This window comes from Pantoea sp. SGAir0418 (assembly GCF_043529865.1).
On the sequence record NZ_CP027911.1, the window covers coordinates 2,839,250 to 2,859,768 of the forward strand.

At 57.9% G+C, this 20,519-nt stretch carries 18 protein-coding genes and 7 tRNA genes; 23 read left to right on the forward strand and 2 right to left on the reverse strand.

The window, feature by feature from the left end; all coding sequences use genetic code 11:
- The first annotated feature begins 73 nt into the window (after positions 1 to 73).
- The 7 genes from C1N84_RS13220 (at position 74) to C1N84_RS13250 (ending at position 738) form a co-directional block, all read left to right on the forward strand.
- A tRNA-Met gene (locus tag C1N84_RS13220) sits at positions 74 to 150 on the forward strand.
- Between the two features lie 7 nt (positions 151 to 157).
- Positions 158 to 242: transfer RNA gene (locus tag C1N84_RS13225), tRNA-Leu, on the forward strand.
- A 21-nt stretch (positions 243 to 263) separates the two neighbouring features.
- Positions 264 to 338 (forward strand) — tRNA-Gln (locus tag C1N84_RS13230).
- A 34-nt stretch (positions 339 to 372) separates the two neighbouring features.
- A tRNA-Gln gene (locus C1N84_RS13235) sits at positions 373 to 447 on the forward strand.
- A gap of 29 nt (positions 448 to 476) precedes the next feature.
- Positions 477 to 553, forward strand: a tRNA-Met gene (locus tag C1N84_RS13240).
- 7 nt (positions 554 to 560) lie between these two features.
- Positions 561 to 635: transfer RNA gene (locus C1N84_RS13245), tRNA-Gln, on the forward strand.
- Positions 636 to 663: 28 nt separating this feature from the next.
- Positions 664 to 738, forward strand: a tRNA-Gln gene (locus C1N84_RS13250).
- A gap of 106 nt (positions 739 to 844) precedes the next feature.
- On the opposite strand, the gene ubiF is transcribed toward C1N84_RS13250, so the two are convergent.
- Complete coding sequence (gene ubiF, locus C1N84_RS13255; RefSeq protein ID WP_394541637.1) at positions 845 to 2,017, reverse strand: 3-demethoxyubiquinol 3-hydroxylase; 1,173 nt, start codon at positions 2,015 to 2,017, stop codon at positions 845 to 847.
- Positions 2,018 to 2,499: 482 nt separating this feature from the next.
- Between ubiF and miaB the strand changes: the two genes are divergently transcribed.
- From miaB to C1N84_RS13300, 9 genes are all read left to right on the forward strand, one after another.
- Entirely contained in the window at positions 2,500 to 3,924 is a 1,425-nt protein-coding gene (miaB, locus tag C1N84_RS13260) for a tRNA (N6-isopentenyl adenosine(37)-C2)-methylthiotransferase MiaB (protein ID WP_021508568.1), read from the forward strand.
- A 205-nt stretch (positions 3,925 to 4,129) separates the two neighbouring features.
- Complete coding sequence (locus tag C1N84_RS13265) at positions 4,130 to 5,203, forward strand: PhoH family protein (RefSeq protein ID WP_058769440.1); 1,074 nt, start codon at positions 4,130 to 4,132, stop codon at positions 5,201 to 5,203.
- The gene (gene ybeY / locus C1N84_RS13270; RefSeq protein ID WP_010616134.1) at positions 5,200 to 5,673 is read left to right on the forward strand and encodes an rRNA maturation RNase YbeY; all 474 of its coding nucleotides are present in this window, start codon (positions 5,200 to 5,202) and stop codon (positions 5,671 to 5,673) included. The genes C1N84_RS13265 and ybeY overlap by 4 nt, the downstream gene beginning before the upstream one ends.
- A gap of 82 nt (positions 5,674 to 5,755) precedes the next feature.
- Complete coding sequence (gene corC, locus C1N84_RS13275) at positions 5,756 to 6,637, forward strand: CNNM family magnesium/cobalt transport protein CorC (RefSeq protein ID WP_021508571.1); 882 nt, start codon at positions 5,756 to 5,758, stop codon at positions 6,635 to 6,637.
- A 4-nt stretch (positions 6,638 to 6,641) separates the two neighbouring features.
- Positions 6,642 to 8,168, forward strand: a complete 1,527-nt coding sequence (gene lnt / locus C1N84_RS13280) for an apolipoprotein N-acyltransferase (RefSeq protein ID WP_264441520.1) — start codon at positions 6,642 to 6,644, stop codon at positions 8,166 to 8,168.
- Between the two features lie 438 nt (positions 8,169 to 8,606).
- Positions 8,607 to 9,500 (forward strand): glutamate/aspartate ABC transporter substrate-binding protein, encoded by an 894-nt coding sequence (locus tag C1N84_RS13285; protein ID WP_021508573.1) that lies wholly within the window; start codon positions 8,607 to 8,609, stop codon positions 9,498 to 9,500.
- A gap of 161 nt (positions 9,501 to 9,661) precedes the next feature.
- Positions 9,662 to 10,402 carry an amino acid ABC transporter permease gene (locus C1N84_RS13290; RefSeq protein ID WP_021508574.1) on the forward strand — a complete coding sequence of 247 codons (741 nt, stop codon included), beginning with the start codon at positions 9,662 to 9,664 and terminating at the stop codon, positions 10,400 to 10,402.
- Positions 10,402 to 11,079, forward strand: coding sequence for a glutamate/aspartate ABC transporter permease GltK (gene gltK, locus C1N84_RS13295; RefSeq protein ID WP_021508575.1), 678 nt, complete (start codon positions 10,402 to 10,404; stop codon positions 11,077 to 11,079). Before C1N84_RS13290 ends, gltK begins: the two co-directional genes overlap by 1 nt.
- Positions 11,080 to 11,805: an amino acid ABC transporter ATP-binding protein gene (locus tag C1N84_RS13300; protein WP_058757895.1), complete on the forward strand. Its 726-nt coding sequence runs from the start codon at positions 11,080 to 11,082 to the stop codon at positions 11,803 to 11,805.
- 324 nt (positions 11,806 to 12,129) lie between these two features.
- On the opposite strand, the gene C1N84_RS13305 is transcribed toward C1N84_RS13300, so the two are convergent.
- Entirely contained in the window at positions 12,130 to 12,612 is a 483-nt protein-coding gene (locus C1N84_RS13305; protein WP_264441521.1) for a zinc ribbon-containing protein, read from the reverse strand.
- Positions 12,613 to 12,833: 221 nt separating this feature from the next.
- On the opposite strand from C1N84_RS13305, the gene leuS reads away from it, so the two are divergent.
- The 7 genes from leuS to mrdA all read left to right on the forward strand — a co-directional run bounded on the left by leuS (position 12,834) and on the right by mrdA (position 20,518).
- Entirely contained in the window at positions 12,834 to 15,416 is a 2,583-nt protein-coding gene (gene leuS / locus C1N84_RS13310) for a leucine--tRNA ligase (protein WP_058769436.1), read from the forward strand.
- Positions 15,417 to 15,430: 14 nt separating this feature from the next.
- Entirely contained in the window at positions 15,431 to 16,030 is a 600-nt protein-coding gene (gene lptE / locus C1N84_RS13315) for an LPS assembly lipoprotein LptE (RefSeq protein ID WP_021508579.1), read from the forward strand.
- On the forward strand, positions 16,027 to 17,058 hold the full coding sequence (holA, locus tag C1N84_RS13320; protein WP_021508580.1) for a DNA polymerase III subunit delta: 1,032 nt from the start codon (positions 16,027 to 16,029) through the stop codon (positions 17,056 to 17,058). The genes lptE and holA overlap by 4 nt, the downstream gene beginning before the upstream one ends.
- A complete protein-coding gene (nadD, locus tag C1N84_RS13325) occupies positions 17,051 to 17,695 on the forward strand; it encodes a nicotinate-nucleotide adenylyltransferase (RefSeq protein ID WP_150360918.1) in 645 nt (214 codons plus the stop codon). The genes holA and nadD overlap by 8 nt, the downstream gene beginning before the upstream one ends.
- Before the next feature lie 92 nt (positions 17,696 to 17,787).
- Positions 17,788 to 18,105 (forward strand): ribosome silencing factor, encoded by a 318-nt coding sequence (gene rsfS, locus C1N84_RS13330; RefSeq protein ID WP_021508582.1) that lies wholly within the window; start codon positions 17,788 to 17,790, stop codon positions 18,103 to 18,105.
- A gap of 3 nt (positions 18,106 to 18,108) precedes the next feature.
- Positions 18,109 to 18,579, forward strand: coding sequence for a 23S rRNA (pseudouridine(1915)-N(3))-methyltransferase RlmH (rlmH, locus tag C1N84_RS13335; protein WP_058757899.1), 471 nt, complete (start codon positions 18,109 to 18,111; stop codon positions 18,577 to 18,579).
- A 34-nt stretch (positions 18,580 to 18,613) separates the two neighbouring features.
- Entirely contained in the window at positions 18,614 to 20,518 is a 1,905-nt protein-coding gene (gene mrdA, locus C1N84_RS13340) for a peptidoglycan DD-transpeptidase MrdA (RefSeq protein WP_021508584.1), read from the forward strand.
- Position 20,519: the final 1 nt, after the last annotated feature.

Consider the following 20,519-nt stretch of genomic DNA (forward strand, 5'->3'; position numbering starts at 1 on the left):
ATTTGTTGACGCTACAAAGCTCAATACGCATAATGCGCCCCGCAACGCCGATGAAGGTAACGCGAAAAAAGATGGCTACGTAGCTCAGTTGGTTAGAGCACATCACTCATAATGATGGGGTCACAGGTTCGATTCCCGTCGTAGCCACCATCTTTTTGCGGGAGTGGCGAAATTGGTAGACGCACCAGATTTAGGTTCTGGCGCCGCAAGGTGTGCGAGTTCAAGTCTCGCCTCCCGCACCATTTCAGTCTTCGGCAGCCGGATGGGGTATCGCCAAGCGGTAAGGCACCGGTTTTTGATACCGGCATTCCCTGGTTCGAATCCAGGTACCCCAGCCAATCCGATGCACTCTCGTGGATACGAGTCGACGAATGGGATATCGCCAAGCGGTAAGGCACCGGTTTTTGATACCGGCATTCCCTGGTTCGAATCCAGGTATCCCAGCCATCATCGGGTGCAGTAAAGCAGTACAATCTGGCTACGTAGCTCAGTCGGTTAGAGCACATCACTCATAATGATGGGGTCACAGGTTCGATTCCCGTCGTAGCCACCAAACAAATTGGGGTGTCGCCAAGCGGTAAGGCAGTGGATTCTGATTCCACCATTCCGGGGTTCGAATCCCTGCACCCCAGCCATACAAAGACAATTTGACCAAACACCTATTGGGGTGTCGCCAAGCGGTAAGGCACCGGATTCTGATTCCGGCATTCCGGGGTTCGAATCCCTGCACCCCAGCCAAATTGCACAACAGGCCCGCTTTTGCGGGCTTTGTTGTTTTTGTCGTTCCTGAATTTCACGCCTTATACAACAGATGGCGCCGCCACGATTGCGGCGCCCGGTGAGTTTACAACCCCAGCGCGTAACGCAGCACCTGACGCTTGAGCACGCCAGCATTCTCTGCCGCAATCAGTCCAAGGTTACGCACCACACGCAGCGGCGGCAGCGCGTTGCTAAAGGCGAAGTAGAACAGATCCATACCGCCCTGCATCAGCAAATTATCTTTGTAGCGCTGACGGTGATAACGCTGCAGAACCGGCAGCGATGACCAGCGCTGCGCCTGGCTGCGCGCGTCCACCAGCGTATCAATCAGCGCATCCACATCGCGGTAGCCGAGATTAACCCCCTGCCCGGCCAGCGGATTGATGGTGTGTGCAGCATCACCGACCAGCGCCAGGCCCGGCAGCACGTAGCGCGTGGCATGGCGGCGCACCAGCGGGAACGACGCCGCGTTCTTCACCTGGAAGCGGCCGACGCGCGCCGGGAAGTTGGCCTGTATTTCTTTGGCCAGCTGGCTGAGCGGCAGATTTTGCAGCTGACGGATCCGCGCCGGCGCGTCGTACCACACCAGCGAAGCGTGGCGTTCGAACAGCGGCAGAAACGCGCGCGGTCCATCCGGCGTAAATTGCTGCCAGGTGGCATCGCCGGCCTCGTGTTCACACTCAACGCTGATTAGCATGCAGGATTGCGCATAGTTCCAGCCGCGCACGCCGATACCCGCCAGCTGGCGCACGCGCGAATTAGCACCATCGGCCCCCACCACCAACTGGCTATCCAGCGTGCTCCCGTCATCCAGCTGCAGCTGCCAGCCGCCGCTGTGCGCTTGCAGCGCCTGCAGTGAGGCCGGACACAGTAGCGTTACGCCATCCTGCTGCATCTGCTCCCACAGCGCGCGCTGCAGCACGCTGTTTTCCACCATATAGCCCAGCTCGGGAATGCCCAGTGCAGCCGCGTCAAAGGTGACGTGCGCGCTTTGCCACTCCCAGGTTTCCAGCTTGCGGTAGGGCGCGCTGCGCATCGCCTGGACACGCGGCCAGACATTGAGCTGGCGCAGCAGCGCCACCGATGACGCACCAATGGCGGAGATGCGTATATCCGGCGCCAGGCTGGCGTCAAACGCGGCCGGCTCGGCACGTTCAATCACCGCCACGCGAAACTGCTGCTGCGCCAGACCACAGGCCAGCGCGGCACCGACCATGCCGCCGCCCACTACCACCACATCAAACTGTGAATCCTGCATCGACTCTTATCCTTCTGATTGCCGTGACGCCTTGCGGCAGCACTCTATGTGGCAAAGTGTACCGGAAATTTACCGCACCAGCAGAAAAGCCCTGCTAATCTTGTGCTTCAGCCGTGCATGTTTAACGCACCTGTCGCGTGAAATATAACCGGGCATCATGCCCAAAATAATTCGTGCGCCGGGAAAGCGGCAAGCAAGGATCATCCCGGGAGCTTACATCAGTAAGTGACCGGGAGAGCCGCGCGCAGCCAACGCACCTGGCGTGTGAAATATAACCGGGCATCATGCCCTAAATAATTCGTATGCCGGGAAGGCGGCAAGCAAGGATCATCCCGGGAGCTTACATCAGTAAGTGACCGGGGGAGCCGCGCGCAGCCAACGCACCTGGCGTGCGAAGTATGACGGGCATGCTGGTCACACCCGCGCCAAAGCATTACAATACGCGCCCTGCACTTCTCTGCTCAGAATCAATGGCTAGTTCAATGACCAAAAAACTGCATATCAAAACCTGGGGCTGTCAGATGAACGAATATGATTCATCGAAGATGGCTGACCTACTGAACAGCACGCACGGCTATACCCTGACGGAGGAAGCCGAAGACGCAGACGTTCTGCTGCTGAATACCTGCTCCATCCGTGAGAAGGCGCAGGAAAAAGTGTTTCACTTGCTGGGACGCTGGAAGAAGCTGAAGGCGAAGAATCCTGAGCTGATTATTGGCGTGGGCGGCTGTGTGGCTTCGCAGGAGGGCGATAAAATTCGCCAGCGCGCGCAGTGCGTGGACATCGTTTTTGGCCCGCAGACGCTGCATCGTCTGCCGGAGATGATTAATCAGGTGCGCGGCAGCAAGAGTCCGATTGTTGACGTCTCGTTCCCGGAAATCGAAAAGTTTGATCGCCTGCCGGAGCCGCGCGCTGAAGGTCCGACGGCTTTTGTCTCGATCATGGAAGGCTGCAATAAATATTGCACTTTCTGCGTGGTGCCTTATACGCGCGGCGAGGAAGTGAGCCGTCCCTGCGATGACATCCTGCTGGAAGTTGCCCAGCTCGCAGCGCAGGGCGTGCGTGAAGTGAATCTGCTGGGGCAGAACGTCAACGCTTATCGCGGCGCGACCTTTGACGACCAGATTTGTACCTTTGCCGAGCTGCTGCGTCTGGTGGCCGCGATTGACGGGATTGACCGGATTCGTTTCACCACCAGCCATCCGATTGAGTTCACCGACGACATCATTGACGTTTATCGTGATACGCCGGAGCTGGTGAGCTTCCTGCACCTGCCAGTGCAGAGCGGTGCCGATCGTATTCTGACGCTGATGAAGCGAGCGCACACTGCGCTGGAGTACAAAGCGATTATCCGCAAGCTGGTGGCCGCGCGCCCGGATATCCAGATCAGTTCAGATTTCATCATTGGCTTCCCGGGCGAAACCCAGCAGGATTTCGAGCAGACCATGAAGCTGATCGGCGAAGTTAATTTCGACACCAGCTTCAGCTTTATCTATTCGGCGCGTCCGGGTACGCCAGCGGCCGATCTGCCGGACGACGTGCCGGAAGAGGAGAAGAAGCAGCGTTTGTACATTTTGCAGGATCGCATCAATCAGCAGGCGATGGCATGGAGCCGCCGCATGCTTGGTACCGTTCAGCGTATTCTGGTGGAAGGCACCTCACGTAAGAATGTGATGGAGCTGACCGGCCGTACCGAAAACAACCGCGTGGTCAACTTTGAAGGCGACGTGCGCATGATCGGTAAATTTGTTGATGTTGAAATCGTCGATGTTTATACCAATTCGCTGCGTGGCGTAGTGGTTCGCACCGAAGAGGAGATGGGCCTGCGCGTCGCGGAGAGTCCGGCATCGGTGATTGCGCGTACGCGTAAAGAGGATGAGATCGGCGTGGGCCTGTATCAACCTTGAGACCGCGATTACTGAGCGACAGCGCACAACGCGCTGTCGCCTGTTTCATCCCGCAGCCCTTGCTTTCCGCAGCTGCCGCCCAAATATCTCCCCTGAAGCTTGCGCCCGGGCGCGACCCCATAAATAATTCCGTAAAGATGCTGACGCCTGGCGTGCGGTATCTGCTATTTCTTTCAACTGGCCCTGAGTGACCCAAAGGATTCATTTGAATATCGAAACTCGTGAAATCGCCCTTGAACCGGCAGACAATCGTCGACTGATGAGCCTGTGCGGTCCGTTTGATGACAACGTTAAACAGCTGGAGCGCCGTCTGGGCATTGAGATTAATCGCCGCGACAACCTGTTTAAGCTGGTCGGCCGCGCGCTGAGTGTCGAGGCGGCCGCCAATATTCTGCGTTCGCTGTACGTTGATACCGCGCCGGTGCGCGGCCAGATCCCGGACATTGAACCGGATCAGATCCATCTGGCGATCAAAGAGAGTCGCGTGCTGGAACAGACGGCCGATAGCGTGCCGGAGTACGGTAAAGCGGTAAACATCAAGACCAAGCGCGGCGTGATTAAACCGCGTACGCCAAACCAGGCGCAGTACATCGCCAATATTCTCGATCACGACATCACCTTCGGCATTGGGCCGGCCGGGACCGGGAAAACCTATCTGGCGGTCGCCGCCGCGGTGGATGCGCTGGAGCGGCAGGAGATTCGCCGTATTCTGCTGACGCGTCCGGCGGTCGAAGCCGGCGAAAAGCTCGGCTTCCTGCCCGGCGATCTCAGTCAGAAAGTCGATCCTTACCTGCGTCCGCTGTATGACGCCCTGTTTGAAATGCTGGGCTTCGAGCGCGTCGAGAAGCTGATGGAGCGCAACGTGATTGAAGTCGCGCCGCTGGCCTACATGCGCGGCCGTACGCTGAACGACGCATTCGTGATTCTCGATGAGAGCCAGAACACCACCATCGAACAGATGAAGATGTTCCTGACGCGTATCGGCTTCAACTCCAAAGCGGTGATTACCGGTGACGTGACGCAGATTGACCTGCCGCGCAGCACCAAATCCGGTCTGCGCCACGCCATCGAAGTGCTGGCCAATGTGGAAGAGATCAGCTTCAACTTTTTCCACAGCGAAGACGTGGTGCGTCATCCGGTGGTCGCACGCATTGTTAATGCTTATGAAGCCTGGGAAGAAGCGGACCAGAAACGCCGTGATAAACTGGCGGAAGAGCGTAAGCGTGAAGCACAGGCGGCACAACCTGCCAGCCAGCCGACGCCGCAGGAGCCTTCATGAGCACGGTGATTTTAGATTTGCAGTTAGCGTGTGCCGATGAAAACGGCCTGCCCGCAGAAGCGGCGTTTCAGCGCTGGCTGGAGGCGGCGGTCACGCCGTTTCAGCCTGAGAGCGAAGTCACGATACGGCTGGTCGATGAAGCGGAGAGTCATGAGCTTAATCTGACTTATCGCGGCAAAGATAAGCCGACTAACGTGCTGTCGTTCCCGTTTGAAGCTCCGCCGGGCATTGAGCTGCCGCTGCTGGGCGACCTGATTATTTGTCGTCAGGTTGTTGAGCAGGAAGCGGCCGAGCAGGGCAAAAGCCCTGAAGCGCACTGGGCACACATGGTGGTTCACGGCACGCTGCATCTGCTGGGTTATGACCATATTGAAGACGAGGAAGCTGAAGAGATGGAAGCGCTCGAGACCGAGATAATGCTTGCTCTTGGCTATCCCGATCCGTACATTTCGGAAAAAGAAGACGCCTGAACCGCCGGTTCAGGACATTGCGCTGCTGGCGAGGATGCCGGCAGTTCCTTTCCCTCATTCGAGAGAACTAAATAAAAACGCCATGAGCGACGACCATTCTCAAAACAACGACGCACCCAGTAGTAAAAAGGGTTTTTTCTCCCTGTTAATCAATCAGCTTTTCCACGGCGAACCCAAAAACCGTGACGAACTGCTGGGGCTGATCCGCGATTCTGAGCAAAAAGAGCTGATCGACCAGGACACCCGCGACATGCTGGAAGGGGTGCTGGATATTGCCGAACAGCGCGTGCGCGACATTATGATCCCGCGCTCGCAGATGATTACCCTGAAGCGCAACCAGAGCCTTGAAGAGTGCCTGGCAGTGATTATTGAATCTGCCCACTCGCGCTTCCCGGTAATCAGCGAAGATAAAGACCATGTTGAAGGCATTCTGATGGCGAAAGATCTGCTGCCGTTTATGAGCAGCAGCGCCGAGCCATTCAGCATGGAAAAAGTGCTGCGCCCGGTCGTGGTGGTGCCTGAGAGCAAGCGCGTCGATCGCATGCTCAAAGAGTTCCGCTCGCAGCGCTATCATATGGCGATCGTCATTGATGAGTTCGGTGGTGTCTCCGGACTGGTGACCATCGAAGATATCCTGGAGCTGATCGTCGGCGAAATTGAAGACGAATATGACGACGAAGAAGATCGCGATATCCGCCAGCTCAATCGCCACACCTATACGGTGCGTGCGCTGACGCCGATTGAGGATTTCAATGAGGTATTTGGTAGCGATTTCAGCGATGACGAAGTCGATACCATTGGCGGTCTGGTGATGCAGGGATTCGGCCATCTGCCGGCGCGCGGTGAAAGCATCGACATTGAGGGTTACCAATTCAAAGTTGCGATGGCTGACAGCCGCCGTATCATCCAGGTGCATGTGAAAATTCCGGAAGACTCTCCGCAACCGCAACTGGAAGACGAATAATTTTATGGCATTAGCCTCTCTCTACTCGCAGCAGCGGGTTCGCCTGCTGCTGGCGTTAATTCTGGGTGCCGCGGGCACCCTTTCCTTTTCCCCGTATGATTTCTGGCCCGCCGCCCTGCTCTCTCTGGCCGGTTTGCAGCTGCTGTTGCTGGATCGCCGCAGCGCGCAGGCGGCAGGCATCGGTTTTGCCTGGGGCTTTGGCCTGTTCGGCAGCGGCATCAACTGGGTGTACGTCAGCATTGCGACGTTTGGCGGCATGCCCGGCCCGGTCAATGTGTTCCTGGTGGTGCTGCTGGCCGCCTATCTGGCGCTCTACCCGCTGCTGTTTGCCCTGCTGCTGAACCGCTTCTGGCCACGGGCCACGCTGTGGCGCATGGCGCTGGCGGCACCGGCGCTGTGGCAGGTCACCGAGTTTCTGCGCGGCTGGGTGCTGACCGGCTTTCCGTGGCTGCAGTTTGGCTACAGCCAGATCGATGGGCCGCTGAAAGGCCTGGCACCACTGGCTGGCGTGGAAACCATCACCTTCCTGCTGATGGTGATTGCCGGCCTGCTGGCCTCGGCCTGCTACCACCGCAGCGTGAAAAACCTGATTATCGCCGTCGCGCTGCTGCTGCTGCCGTGGCCACTGCGGATGCTGCAGTGGTATCAGCCGCTGCCGCAGCGCAGCGTCAATGTGGCGATGGTGCAGGGCAATATTCCGCAGTCGATGAAGTGGGATCCGCAGCAGCTGCTGACCACGCTGCGCGTCTATACCGCATACAGCAAGCCGTTTATCGGCAAAGCGCCAATCATCATCTGGCCGGAGTCGGCAATTACCGATCTGGAGAGTAATCAGCAGCCGTTTCTGCATGCGCTGGATGACGAACTGCGCGCGCGCGGCAGCACGCTGATCACCGGCATTGTTGATTCGCGCGTGGAGAGCGATAACCGCTATCACGATTACAACTCGGTAATTGTGCTGGGCGGCGCGCAGCCTTACAGCTATCAGAGCCGCAACCGCTACCAGAAAAACCATCTGGTGCCGTTTGGCGAGTTTGTGCCGCTGGAAGGTCTGCTGCGTCCGCTGGCTCCGTTCTTCGACCTGCCGATGTCCTCGTTCAGCCGAGGCGCCTACCTGCAGCCGCAGCTGAAAGTGGCGGGTTACAACCTCACCAGCGCCATTTGCTATGAGATCGTGCTGGGCGAACAGGTGCGCGCCAACTTCCGTCCGGACACCAACTTCCTGCTGACGGTATCGAACGATGCCTGGTTCGGTCATTCGATTGGTCCGTGGCAGCATTTCCAGATGGCACGCATGCGTGCGCTGGAGCTGGGTCGCCCGCTGCTGCGCTCAACGAACAACGGTGTTACCGCAGTGGTGAATGCGCAGGGAGACGTGGAGAACATCATCCCGCAGTTCACCCGCGAAGTGCTGAGCGCAACAGTCACGCCTGCCAGCGGGGAAACGCCGTATGCACGCGTCGGTATCTGGCCGGTATGGCTGCTGACGCTGGCCGGCATCGTGCTGGCGATTTTACGCCGCCGCGCCTGATATCCCGCCTTCTCTCACCAGGCGAAGCGCAGGCTTCGCCTTTTTTCTGCGCAGTTTTCCGCTCCCTTTATCCTCAGTCACCGCCACTTTCTGCTGCCTTTTTACCCGCTCTCCGCGTACTGGCACGATCATTGCTAATTATTTCAGTGGTTTTAGCAACATCCGTGATTTGTCAGCGTAATGCCCTGTTTGCGCACCATTATCTGGCACCGAAGCGCACTTAATTGGCGCAGAGGCTGTTTTTTGCCTCTTATTGGTGCGGAGCGGCTCGCAAAAAACAAACTTTTTTGTTTCATTACGTTAACAATTCGCTATGTTAATCACTATCCTGCGCGCAGTTGCGCTAAGGGATAATTAAAAAAGCAGCAGGAAATACACACAACATCACAATCTGCGCAGTTTATGTTCTGCGCAACATTCACACGAAGGAGTAGGAACATGCAGATTCGCAAAGTGGCATTATCGCTTCTGCTGTTGGGCGCAGCAGCGGGCGCGGCCCAGGCGGAAGATCTCACCGGCACCCTGAAAAAAATCAATGATAGTGGCGTGATTGTCGTGGGGCACCGTGAGTCATCCGTTCCCTTTTCTTACTACGACAACCAGCAGAAAGTGGTGGGCTATTCGCAGGACTACTCCAACGCCATTGTTGCCGCCATCAAAGCGAAACTGAATAAGCCGGATCTGCAGGTCAAAATGCTGCCGATCACCTCACAAAACCGTATTCCGCTGCTGCAGAACGGCACCTACGATTTCGAGTGTGGCTCGACCACCAATAACGTAGAACGTCAGCAGCAGGCGGCGTTCTCTGACACCATCTTCATCATCGGTACGCGTCTACTGGTGAAAAAAGGTGGCGACATTAAAGATTTCGCCGATCTGAAAGGCAAAACCGTGGTCGTCACCTCGGGCACCACCTCTGAGATTCTGCTGCGCAAGCTGAATGACGAGAAGAAAATGGATATGCGCATCATCAGCGCGAAAGATCACGGTGACTCGTTCCGCACGCTGGAAACCGGTCGCGCAGTGGCCTTCATGATGGATGACGCGCTGCTGGCCGGTGAACGTGCCAAGGCGAAGAAACCGGATAACTGGGAAATCACTGGCACGCCGCAGTCCAAAGAAGCCTACGGCTGCATGCTGCGTAAAGACGATGCGCCGTTTAAACAGCTGATGGATGACACCATCGCCAAAGCGCAGACATCGGGTGAAGCCACCAAATGGTTCGATACCTGGTTCAAACAGCCAATTCCGCCGAAGAACCTGAACCTGAACTTCGAGCTGTCTTCTGACATGCAGGCGCTGTTTAAAGCACCGAACGACAAAGCACTCTGAATTAACAATGAAAACAAGGGCGGCACTGCTGCCCTCTCGATTGCTGAACACGCGGTGCGGACAGACAGACTGTAACAGGCCGTTCCCCTGAAGCAGGACACAAGACACCGCTCAACAATCTTATGGGTAGCCTCGCTACCCTTTTTTTACCGGAGCTCGTTATGGGTATCGATTGGAACTGGGGCATCTTTTTACAGCAGGCTCCGTTCGGCAATACGACTTACCTCGGCTGGCTGTGGTCCGGATTTCAGGTGACCGTCGCGGTCTCCTGCTGCGCCTGGATTATCGCCTTCCTGGTAGGTTCCTTCTTTGGCATTCTGCGTACCGTGCCTAATCGCTGGTTGTCCACCATTGGCACCTGCTACGTGGAGCTTTTTCGTAATATCCCGCTGATCGTGCAGTTCTTCTTCTGGTATCTGGTGGCGCCAGAACTGGTCGGGGAGAAGCTCGGCATGTGGTTTAAGGCTGAACTGGACCCGAACATCCAGTTTTTCCTCTCTTCAACCATCTGTCTCGGTCTGTTCACCGCCGCACGCGTGTGTGAGCAGGTGCGCGCCGCGATTCAGTCGCTGCCGCGCGGCCAGAAAAACGCCGGTCTGGCGATGGGCCTGACGCTGCCGCAGACCTACCGCTACGTGCTGCTGCCTAACGCCTACCGCGTGATTGTGCCGCCGATGACCTCGGAAATGCTTAACCTGGTGAAGAACTCCGCCATCGCCTCTACCATCGGTCTGGTCGACCTGGCGGCGCAGGCGGGCAAGCTGCTGGATTACTCGGCGCATGCCTATGAATCTTTCACCGCTATCACCCTGGCCTACGTCGGTATTAACCTGGTGATCATGCTGATTATGAGTCTGGTAGAACGCAAAATCCGCCTGCCCGGCAACCTGGGAGGCAAATAATGTACGATTTTGACTGGAGTTCGATTCCGCCCAGCCTGCCCTATCTGCTGAACGGCATGATCATTACGCTGAAAATCACGGCGGTGGCGGTGGTGTTTGGCATTATCTGGGGCACCATTCTGGCGGTGATGCGTTTGTCCGCGTTCGCCCCGATCCGCTGGTTCGCCAAACTGTACGTGAACCTGTTCCGCTCGGTACCGCTGGTGATGGTGCTGCTGTGGTTCTATCTGGTGGTTCCCAGCTTCCTGCAGCAGGTGCTTGGGCTGTCGCCAAAAACCGATATCCGCCTGATCTCCGCCATGGTGGCGTTTGCGCTGTTTGAAGCCGCTTACTATTCGGAGATTATCCGCGCCGGTATCCAGAGCATCTCGCGCGGTCAGTCCAACGCGGCGCTGGCGCTGGGTATGACGCAGTGGCAGTCGATGAAGCTGATCATCCTGCCGCAGGCGTTCCGCGCCATGGTGCCGCTGCTGCTGACGCAGGGCATCGTGCTGTTCCAGGACACCTCGCTGGTGTATGTGTTAAGCCTGGCGGACTTCTTCCGCACCGCGTCCACCATCGGTGAACGTGACGGTACCCAGGTAGAAATGGTTCTGTTTGCCGGTCTGGTCTACTTTGTGATCAGCCTGAGCGCTTCGCTGTTGGTAAGTTATCTGAAAAGAAAAAGGACGGTTTAAATGATTAGCCTGAAAAATGTTTCTAAGTGGTATGGGCACTTTCAGGTGCTGACCGACTGCTCCACCGAAGTGAAGAAAGGTGAGGTAGTGGTGGTCTGCGGACCGTCCGGCTCGGGTAAATCGACGCTGATTAAAACGGTGAACGGGCTGGAGCCTGTGCAGCAGGGCAGCATTCAGGTGAACGGTACCGAGGTGAACAACAAAAAAACCAATCTCGCCCAACTGCGCAGCAAAGTGGGCATGGTGTTCCAGCACTTCGAACTGTTCCCGCATCTCAGCATCATTGATAACCTGGTGCTGGCGCAGGTGAAAGTGCTGAAGCGCGACAAAACTGCCGCGCGCGACAAGGGCCTTGCCCTGCTGAAGCGCGTGGGTCTGGCGGCGCATGCGGAGAAATTCCCTGGTCAGCTGTCTGGCGGTCAGCAGCAGCGCGTCGCCATCGCCCGTGCGCTGTGCATGGATCCTATCGCCATGCTGTTCGATGAACCGACTTCCGCACTGGATCCGGAGATGATCAACGAAGTGCTGGACGTCATGGTGGAATTAGCCAACGAAGGCATGACGATGATGGTGGTGACGCACGAGATGGGCTTTGCACGCAAAGTGGCGAATCGTGTCATCTTTATGGACGAAGGGAAGATCGTTGAAGATACCAACAAGGATGACTTCTTCAGCAATCCGCAGTCCGACCGCGCCAAAGACTTCCTCGCGAAGATCCTGCACTGATACTCACCATTCTGGCGGTCCACGGACCGCCAGCGTCAGGGCTTATCTTGCCCCTCCTGCCCTTCACCAAAATCGATATATTGCTGCTGTGATGCGCACCATTAAGCTTCATCATCGCGGTAACTAAATGCGCGCATACCGCCGCACCTGTTTTTTACGGCAGAAGGGATCCTGAACTAAGCCGGACGTCACGCGGCAGGGATGCCGCGTGTCGAGGCACGCAGGGATGCGGGTTTTGCCGATCCGGGCGTGTTCAGGTTCCCTTCTGACAGTCCGCACGCCTTCAGCAGCAATACTTTTTTTGCTTCATAGCACGGTGATAATTCAGGGCTCAAACGGCTGACGCTGGAACTGATCGTGGCCGCATTCCGGGCAGCGCGTCAGGCTCTCCGGGGTGTAAATCGCCCGGGTAAAGCCGCACTTTTCACACACCAGGTTACCCAGCCCCACCACTTCGCCGCTCTGATACACGCCGTGATGCCGCAGATCATGAAACACTTCACGCCACTCCAGCTGGCTCTTATCGGTGATATCGGCCAGCTCTTTCCACAGGCTTTCACGAATCACCCGCAGAAACACTGAATCGCCGAGCGCTTCGCTGGATTCCTGATAGCTGAGCGCGAACTCGTGCAAATCGCGCCGCACCGCGCGCATGACCTCGTCGACTTCGGCGGTGGTCAGCGTCTGTTTCTGCAGCAGCGCACTACGCGCCTCGGCGACCAGTGCGTCGACATCACGCTCGCCACGCTCCAGCCGCTGGGTTAATGCTGCTACCGTTGCACGATACTCCTGCGCCACATTATTCATTTTGTTCTCCTTTCCGCTGCGGATGCTGAGTTAAGTTTAGCTGCTTTGCCATATTTGCTGCGCTTAGCGCAGAGGAAATCGCAAAAGGGTGAAAGCGCTGGCGCATTCCGCACAAATCACGCCGCCGGAGGGCGTCAATTGTTGTTGAGGGGCGGCCTTATGGGTATGCTATGCGGATCAAAAGTGTTTAAAAAACGATTTCACAAGGACCACAGGCAGCCATGCAAGAGCAATACCGCCCGGAAGAGATAGAATCCCGCGTCCAGCAGCACTGGGACGAAAACGAAACCTTCAAAGTGACCGAGCAGGAAGGCAAAGAGAAATACTACTGCCTGTCTATGCTGCCCTATCCTTCTGGCCGCCTGCACATGGGCCACGTGCGTAACTACACCATTGGCGATGTAATTGCGCGCTACCAGCGCATGCTGGGCAAAAACGTCCTGCAGCCGATTGGCTGGGATGCCTTTGGCCTGCCCGCCGAAGGGGCGGCGGTGAAAAACAACACTGCGCCAGCGCCCTGGACCTACGACAACATCGAATACATGAAAAACCAGCTGAAACTGCTGGGCTTCGGCTATGACTGGAGTCGCGAACTGGCGACCTGTCAGCCTGAGTATTACCGTTGGGAACAGTGGTTCTTCACCAAACTGTACGAAAAAGGTCTGGTCTACAAAAAAACCTCCGCGGTCAACTGGTGCCCGAACGACCAGACCGTACTGGCGAACGAACAGGTGATCGATGGCTGCTGCTGGCGCTGCGACACCAAAGTCGAACGCAAAGAGATCCCGCAGTGGTTCGTGAAAATCACCGATTACGCCGAAGAGCTGCTCAACGACCTCGATAAGCTGGAAGACTGGCCGGAGCAGGTCAAGACCATGCAGCGCAACTGGATTGGCCGTTCTGAAGGTGTCGAGATCACCTTTGACGTGGCCAACAGCGCGGAAAAAGTCACGGTTTACACCACCCGTCCGGACACCTTCATGGGGGCAACCTATGTCGCCGTGGCAGCCGGTCATCCTCTGGCACGCCAGGCTGCCGTCAACAACCCGGCGCTGGCTGACTTCATTGCTGAATGCAGCAACACCAAAGTCGCCGAAGCGGACATGGCCACGATGGAGAAGAAAGGCATGGCCACCGGCCTGCACGCTATCCATCCGCTGACGGGCGAGGAGATTCCGGTCTGGGTCGCTAACTTCGTGCTGATGGAGTACGGCACCGGTGCCGTGATGGCCGTACCGGGTCATGACCAGCGCGACTGGGAATTCGCCACCAAATATGATCTCAACATCAAGCCGGTGGTACTCAACCTCGACGGTACCGCGCCGGATATCAGCGCCGCAGCGATGACCGAAAAAGGCACGCTGTTCAACTCCGGCGAGTTTGACGGTCTGGACCACGACGCCGGCTTCAATGCCATCGCCGATGCGCTGGCGGCCAAAGGCGTCGGCGTGCGTAAAGTAAACTATCGCCTGCGCGACTGGGGTGTGTCACGCCAGCGCTACTGGGGTGCGCCAATTCCGATGGTGACGCTGGAAGATGGCACCGTAATGCCAACGCCAGAAGATCAGCTGCCGGTAATTCTGCCGGAAGACGTGGTCATGGACGGTATCACCAGCCCAATCAAAGCCGATCCGGAGTGGGCGAAAACCACCGTCAACGGTCAGCCGGCGCTGCGTGAAACCGACACCTTCGACACCTTTATGGAATCATCGTGGTACTACGCGCGTTACACCTGTGCGAACTACAACGAAGGCATGCTGGATCCGGCGGCAGCGAACTACTGGCTGCCGGTCGATCAGTATGTGGGCGGTATCGAACACGCCATCATGCACCTGATGTATTTCCGCTTCTACCACAAGCTGCTGCGCGACGCGGGCCTGGTCAACTCTGACGAGCCGGCCAAACGTCTGCTGTGTCAGGGCATGGTACTGGCTGACGCCTTCTACTACGTCGGCGCCAACGGCGAGCGCAACTGGGTTTCTCCGGTTGACGTTAACGTCGAGCGCGACGAAAAAGGCCGCATCACCAAAGCCATCGACAATCAGGGCCGCGAAGTGATCTACGCGGGCATGAGCAAAATGTCGAAGTCCAAAAACAACGGCATCGACCCGCAGCTGATGGTTGAGCGCTACGGCGCAGATACCGTGCGCCTGTTCATGATGTTTGCCTCCCCGGCGGAAATGACGCTGGAGTGGCAGGAGTCAGGCGTGGAAGGCGCTAACCGCTTCCTGAAACGCGTATGGAAGCTGGCGTACGATCACGTGGCTAAAGGCGCGACCGTGGCGCTGGATGTCAACGCGCTCAACGATGAGCAGAAAGCGCTGCGTCGCGATCTGCACAAAACCATCGCCAAAGTGGCGGATGACATCGGCCGTCGTCAGACCTTCAACACCGCGATTGCGGCGATCATGGAGCTGATGAACAAACTGCTGCGCGCGCCGCAGGAGAGCGAACAGGATCGCGCCCTGATGCAGGAAGCGCTGGTCGCCGTAACGCGCCTGCTCTATCCCTTCACCCCGCACGCCAGCTACGTGCTGTGGCAGGCACTGGGTGGCGAAGGCAGCATCGACGACGCCAGCTGGCCGGTTGCCGATGAAGCAGCAATGGTAGAGGATTCGCTGCTGGTGGTGGTGCAGGTCAACGGTAAAGTGCGTGGTAAAATTACCGTGGCGCCGGATGCGACGCAGGAGCAGGTGCAGGCGCGTGCGGCACAGGAGCATCTGGTGGCGAAATATCTGGATGGCGTCACCCTTCGTAAAGTGATTTATGTCCCTGGCAAACTGCTTAACCTGGTCGTAGGTTAAGTTCAGGAGGAACTGTGCGACAACTCGTTATCAGGCTGTTTGTCCTGCTGGCAGTGCTGGTCACTGCCGGCTGTGGTTTTCATCCGCGCGGCACCACGCAGGTGCCACCGGAAATGAAAACGCTGATCGTCCAGAGCGGCGATCCGTATGGCCCGCTGGCGCGCACCGTGCGTCAGCAGCTGCGCATCAACGATGTCAAAATCGTTGAAGACAGCAAAGCGGCCAGTGCGCAATACCCGACGCTGCGTCTCGGCGCGGAGAGCCAGGGACGCGATACCGCGTCGGTATTCATCAGCGGCACCACCGCCGAATACTCGCTGGTGATGACCGTCAGCGCGCAGGTGTTGCTGCCGGGTAAAGGCATTTATCCGATCAGCACCACGGTGTACCGTTCGTTCTTCGACAACCCGAACGCCGCGCTGGCGAAGGATGCCGAGCAGGATATGATCGTGCAGGAGATGCGTCAGCGTGCCGCCGAGCAGCTGGTACGTAAGCTGCTGACGGTACACGCCGCGCAGGAGAGCAACAAAGAGACGCTGCCGCAACCTGAAGTGATTGCGCCAGGCGCGGACTCACCGGAAGTGCCCTCCTCGTCAGCCACCAGTCTGCAATGATCAGGATCTATCCTGAACAACTGCGCGCGCAGCTTCGAGAGGGGCTGCGCGCCTGTTATTTTCTCACCGGTAATGAACCCCTGCTGATTCAGGAGAGCGCAGATGCCATCCGCGCTGCCGCCGCTCAGCAGGGCTTCGACGAGCATTTTTCCGTCAGCGTTGATGCGCAGACTGACTGGGAGGCGATTTTCGCCAGCTGTCAGTCGCTGAGCCTGTTCACACAGCGCCAGACGCTGACGCTGCAGCTGCCGGAAAACGGCCCCAACGCCGCCATCGCCGAACAGCTGGTGAAACTGGCGGCGCTGCTGCACAGCGACATTATGCTGGTGCTGCGTATGGCGAAGCTGACCAAAGCGCAGGAAAACAGCGCCTGGTTCAAAGCGCTCAGCGCCAGTGCGGTGCTGGTGCCGTGCCAGACGCCGGAACAGGCGCAGCTGCCGCGCTGGGTGGCCGCCCGCGCGAAAGCCCTGCAGCTGAGTATTGATGACGCGGCAATTCAGCTGCTCTGCTACTGTTATGAAGGTAATCTGCTGGCGCTGGCCCAGGCGCTGGAGCGGCTGTCGCTGCTGTGGCCGGACGGCAAACTGACGCTGCCCCGCGTGGAAGAAGCGGTGAACGATGCCGCGCATTTCACGCCGTTTCACTGGGTTGATGCGCTGCTGGCCGGCAAGAGCAAACGCGCGCTGCACATTTTGCGTCAGCTGCAAAAAGAGGACAGCGAAGTGGTGATTCTGCTGCGCACGCTGCAGCGCGATCTGCTGACGCTACTGCAGCTGCAACGCCAGCAGGCGAAGCAGCCGCTGCGCACGCTGATGGATCAACAGCGTATCTGGCAGAACCGCCGTGCCCTGTTCACTGAAGCGCTGCAGCGACTGGATGCGCAACGGCTGCAGCAAGCGGTGCATCTGCTGGCTCAACTCGAACTGACCATGAAGCAGGACTACGGTCAGAATCTGTGGCCGCAGCTGGAGACGCTGTCGTTGCTGCTGTGCCATCGTGATTTTCCGCTGGGTTTAACTGATGTCTGACCTTTATGCGCTGTTTGGCGGCACCTTCGATCCCATTCATTTCGGGCATCTGCGTCCGGTCACCGCGCTGGCGCAGCAGGTTGGCCTGCAAAAAGTGACGCTGCTGCCAAACAACGTGCCGCCGCACCGGCCACAGCCGGAAGCCAGCGCACAACAGCGCGTGGCGATGCTGCGCTGCGCCATTGCCGATCGTCCGCTGTTTGATATCGACACGCGCGAGCTGACGCGCACCACGCCGTCATGGACGGTGGACACGCTGGAAACCCTGCGCGCCGAGCGCGGTGCACAACAGCCCCTGGGGTTTATCATCGGTCAGGATTCTCTGCTAACGTTAGGAAAATGGCATCGCTGGCAGGAACTGCTGTCGCTGTGTCACCTGCTGGTTTGTCAGCGTCCAGGCTACGCCGCGCAGATGGCTACGCCAGAGATGCAGCAGTGGCTGGATGCGCACCGCGCGCATGAAGTGCAGCAGTTGCATCGCGCACCGGCAGGCCACATCTGGCTGGCCGATACGCCGCTGTTCGACATTTCTGCCACTGAGATTCGCCAGCGCCGCCATCATGGCCTGGACTGCGCCGATCTGCTGCCAGCGGCGGTGATCGACTACATCGATCGCGCGGGCTTATATCGCGATTGATCGCCGCGTGCTATACTGCGCCGCTTCATTTTTGGCTGCGTTTTCCGGGGCATTCAGCCTGCCCATAATCACCTGTTTTTAAGGGGAACCTTTTGCAAGGCAAAGCACTCCAAGAGTTCGTTATTGATAAGATTGATGATCTCAAAGGCCAGGACATCGTTGCGATTGATGTGCAGGGCAAATCCAGTATCACCGATTGCATGATTATCTGTACCGGGACCTCCAACCGTCACGTCTCCTCCATCGCTGACCATGTGATGCAGGAATCGCGCGCGGCTGGCCTGAAACCGCTCGGCGTCGACGGCAAAGCGGCTGCTGACTGGGTTGTGGTCGATCTCGGTGAAGTGATCGTGCACGTGATGCAGGAAGAGAGCCGCCAGCTGTACGAGCTGGAAAAGCTCTGGAGCTAAACGTTGAAACTGCAGCTTGTCGCCGTCGGCACCAAAATGCCCGACTGGGTTCAGACCGGTTTCATGGAGTACCTGCGTCGCTTTCCCAAAGATATGCCGTTTGAGCTGACTGAAGTGCCGGCCGGTAAACGCGGCAAAAACGCCGACATCAAACGCATTCTGGAAAAAGAGGGTGAAGCGATGCTGGCGGCGGTGGGCAAAGGCAACCGCATTGTGACGCTGGATATTCCCGGACAGCCGTGGGAAACGCCGCAGCTGGCGCAGCAGTTAGAGCGCTGGAAGCTGGACGGGCGTGATGTCAGCCTGCTGATTGGTGGGCCGGAAGGCCTGGCGCCGGCGTGTAAAGCGGCAGCCGAGCAGAGCTGGTCGCTGTCCGCGTTAACGCTGCCGCATCCGCTGGTGCGTGTGCTGGTGGCGGAAAGCCTGTATCGTGCCTGGAGTATTACCACCAATCACCCTTATCACCGTGAATAAACGCCTGACAACCTCCAGACAATAAACGCAGCGGATGAAATTACAGAGCAACGCTTTTCGCGATTACACTGCCGAACAGAAACTGTTTGTCCGCCGCGCCCTGGTGGCCTTTGTCGGCATCCTGCTGCTCTCCAGCGTGCTGGTGGTCAATCTGTATCATCTGCAGATCCTGCGCTTCGACGACTACAGCACCCGTTCAAACGAAAACCGCATCAAACTGGTGCCGGTCGCCCCCAGCCGCGGCATCATCTATGACCGCAACGGTGTGCCGCTGGCGCTCAATCGCACCATTTACCAGGCCGAGCTGGTGCCGGAAAAAGTCGATGACCTGAAGCAGACGCTGCAGGATCTGCGGCCGGTGCTGGATTTGACCGACGATGACATCGATGCGTTTGAAAAAGAGCGCAAGCGCTCGCGCCGCTTTACCTCCATTCCGGTCAAAACCGGCCTGAATGAAGTGCAGGTCGCGCGCTTCGCAGTGAACCAGTACCGCTTCCCGGGCGTGGAAGTAAAAGGCTACCAGCGCCGCTACTATCCTTACGGCCAGACGCTGACGCACGTGGTGGGTTACGTCTCGAAAATCAACGATCGTGACGTCAAGCGCCTTGATGAAGAAGGCAAATGGCCGAATTACGCAGCCACCCACGACATCGGTAAGCTCGGCATCGAAAACTATTACGAAGATGTGCTGCACGGCAAAACCGGTTACGAAGAGGTGGAAGTTAACAACCGCGGTCGCGTGATCCGTCAGTTGCATGAGCAGTCACCGCAGGCCGGACGCGATATCTGGCTGACCATCGATCTCAAGCTACAGCAGTACATCGAAACCCTGCTGACCGGCAGCCGCGCCGCCGTGGTGGTGAGCGATCCGCGCACCGGTGAGATTCTCGCGCTGGTCTCCACACCCAGTTACGATCCGAATCTGTTTGTCGATGGTATTTCGAGTAAAGATTATAAGGCGCTGCTCGGCGATGAGAACCGCCCGCTGTATAACCGTGCGCTGCAGGCATCGTATCCGCCAGCTTCCACGGTTAAACCTTATGTGGCGGTCTCAGCGCTCAGCGCCGGCGTGATCAACCGTAATACCAGCCTGTTCGATCCGGGCTGGTGGCAGCTGCCGGGCTCAGAAAAACGCTACCGCGACTGGAAAAAGTGGGGCCACGGTCGCCTCAACGTCACCAAATCGCTGGAAGAGTCGGCGGATACCTTCTTCTATCAGGTGGCCTATGACATGGGCATCGACCGCCTGTCGGAGTGGATGACAAAATTCGGCTACGGCCACCGTACCGGTATCGACCTGCCGCAGGAGAGCCCCGGTAACATGCCGACGCGCGAATGGAAGATGAAACGCTTTAAAAAGCCGTGGTATCAGGGCGATACCATTCCGGTCGGTATCGGCCAGGGCTACTGGACGGCGACGCCGGTGCAGATGAACAAAGCGCTGATGATCCTGATTAACGACGGCGTGATTAAAGTGCCACACCTGCTGCGCGCCACCCGTGAAGGCAACAGCATGGTGCCGTATCGCCAGCCGCCGGATGCGCCGATTGGCGACATTCACTCCGGCTACTGGGAGATCGCCAAAGACGGCATGTATGGCGTGGCCAACCGCGCCAACGGCACCGCGCATAAAAGCTTTGCCGATGCACCGTACAAGATTGCGGCGAAATCCGGTACCGCACAGGTGTTTGGCCTGAAAGAGAATGAGACTTACAACGCGCATAAAATTGCCGAACGACTGCGTGACCATAAGCTGATGACCGCCTTCGCGCCGTACGACAAGCCGCGCGTCGCCGTCACCATGATTCTGGAAAACGGCGGTGCCGGCCCGGCGGTGGGCACCGTAATGCGCCAGATTCTCGACCACATAATGCTGGGCGACAACAATACCGTGCTGCCAGAAGCCGCACCCATGCCGCCCGGTTACGAAGGTGAATAAC

Coding starts and splice junctions, on each gene's coding strand:
- ubiF (WP_394541637.1), bottom strand. CDS start 2,017: ATGCAGGATTCACAGTTTGATGTGGTGGTAGTGGGCGGCGGCATGGTC.
- miaB (WP_021508568.1), top strand. CDS start 2,500: ATGACCAAAAAACTGCATATCAAAACCTGGGGCTGTCAGATGAACGAA.
- ybeY (WP_010616134.1), top strand. CDS start 5,200: ATGAGCACGGTGATTTTAGATTTGCAGTTAGCGTGTGCCGATGAAAAC.
- corC (WP_021508571.1), top strand. CDS start 5,756: ATGAGCGACGACCATTCTCAAAACAACGACGCACCCAGTAGTAAAAAG.
- lnt (WP_264441520.1), top strand. CDS start 6,642: ATGGCATTAGCCTCTCTCTACTCGCAGCAGCGGGTTCGCCTGCTGCTG.
- C1N84_RS13285 (WP_021508573.1), top strand. CDS start 8,607: ATGCAGATTCGCAAAGTGGCATTATCGCTTCTGCTGTTGGGCGCAGCA.
- C1N84_RS13290 (WP_021508574.1), top strand. CDS start 9,662: ATGGGTATCGATTGGAACTGGGGCATCTTTTTACAGCAGGCTCCGTTC.
- gltK (WP_021508575.1), top strand. CDS start 10,402: ATGTACGATTTTGACTGGAGTTCGATTCCGCCCAGCCTGCCCTATCTG.
- C1N84_RS13300 (WP_058757895.1), top strand. CDS start 11,080: ATGATTAGCCTGAAAAATGTTTCTAAGTGGTATGGGCACTTTCAGGTG.
- C1N84_RS13305 (WP_264441521.1), bottom strand. CDS start 12,612: ATGAATAATGTGGCGCAGGAGTATCGTGCAACGGTAGCAGCATTAACC.
- leuS (WP_058769436.1), top strand. CDS start 12,834: ATGCAAGAGCAATACCGCCCGGAAGAGATAGAATCCCGCGTCCAGCAG.
- holA (WP_021508580.1), top strand. CDS start 16,027: ATGATCAGGATCTATCCTGAACAACTGCGCGCGCAGCTTCGAGAGGGG.
- nadD (WP_150360918.1), top strand. CDS start 17,051: ATGTCTGACCTTTATGCGCTGTTTGGCGGCACCTTCGATCCCATTCAT.
- mrdA (WP_021508584.1), top strand. CDS start 18,614: ATGAAATTACAGAGCAACGCTTTTCGCGATTACACTGCCGAACAGAAA.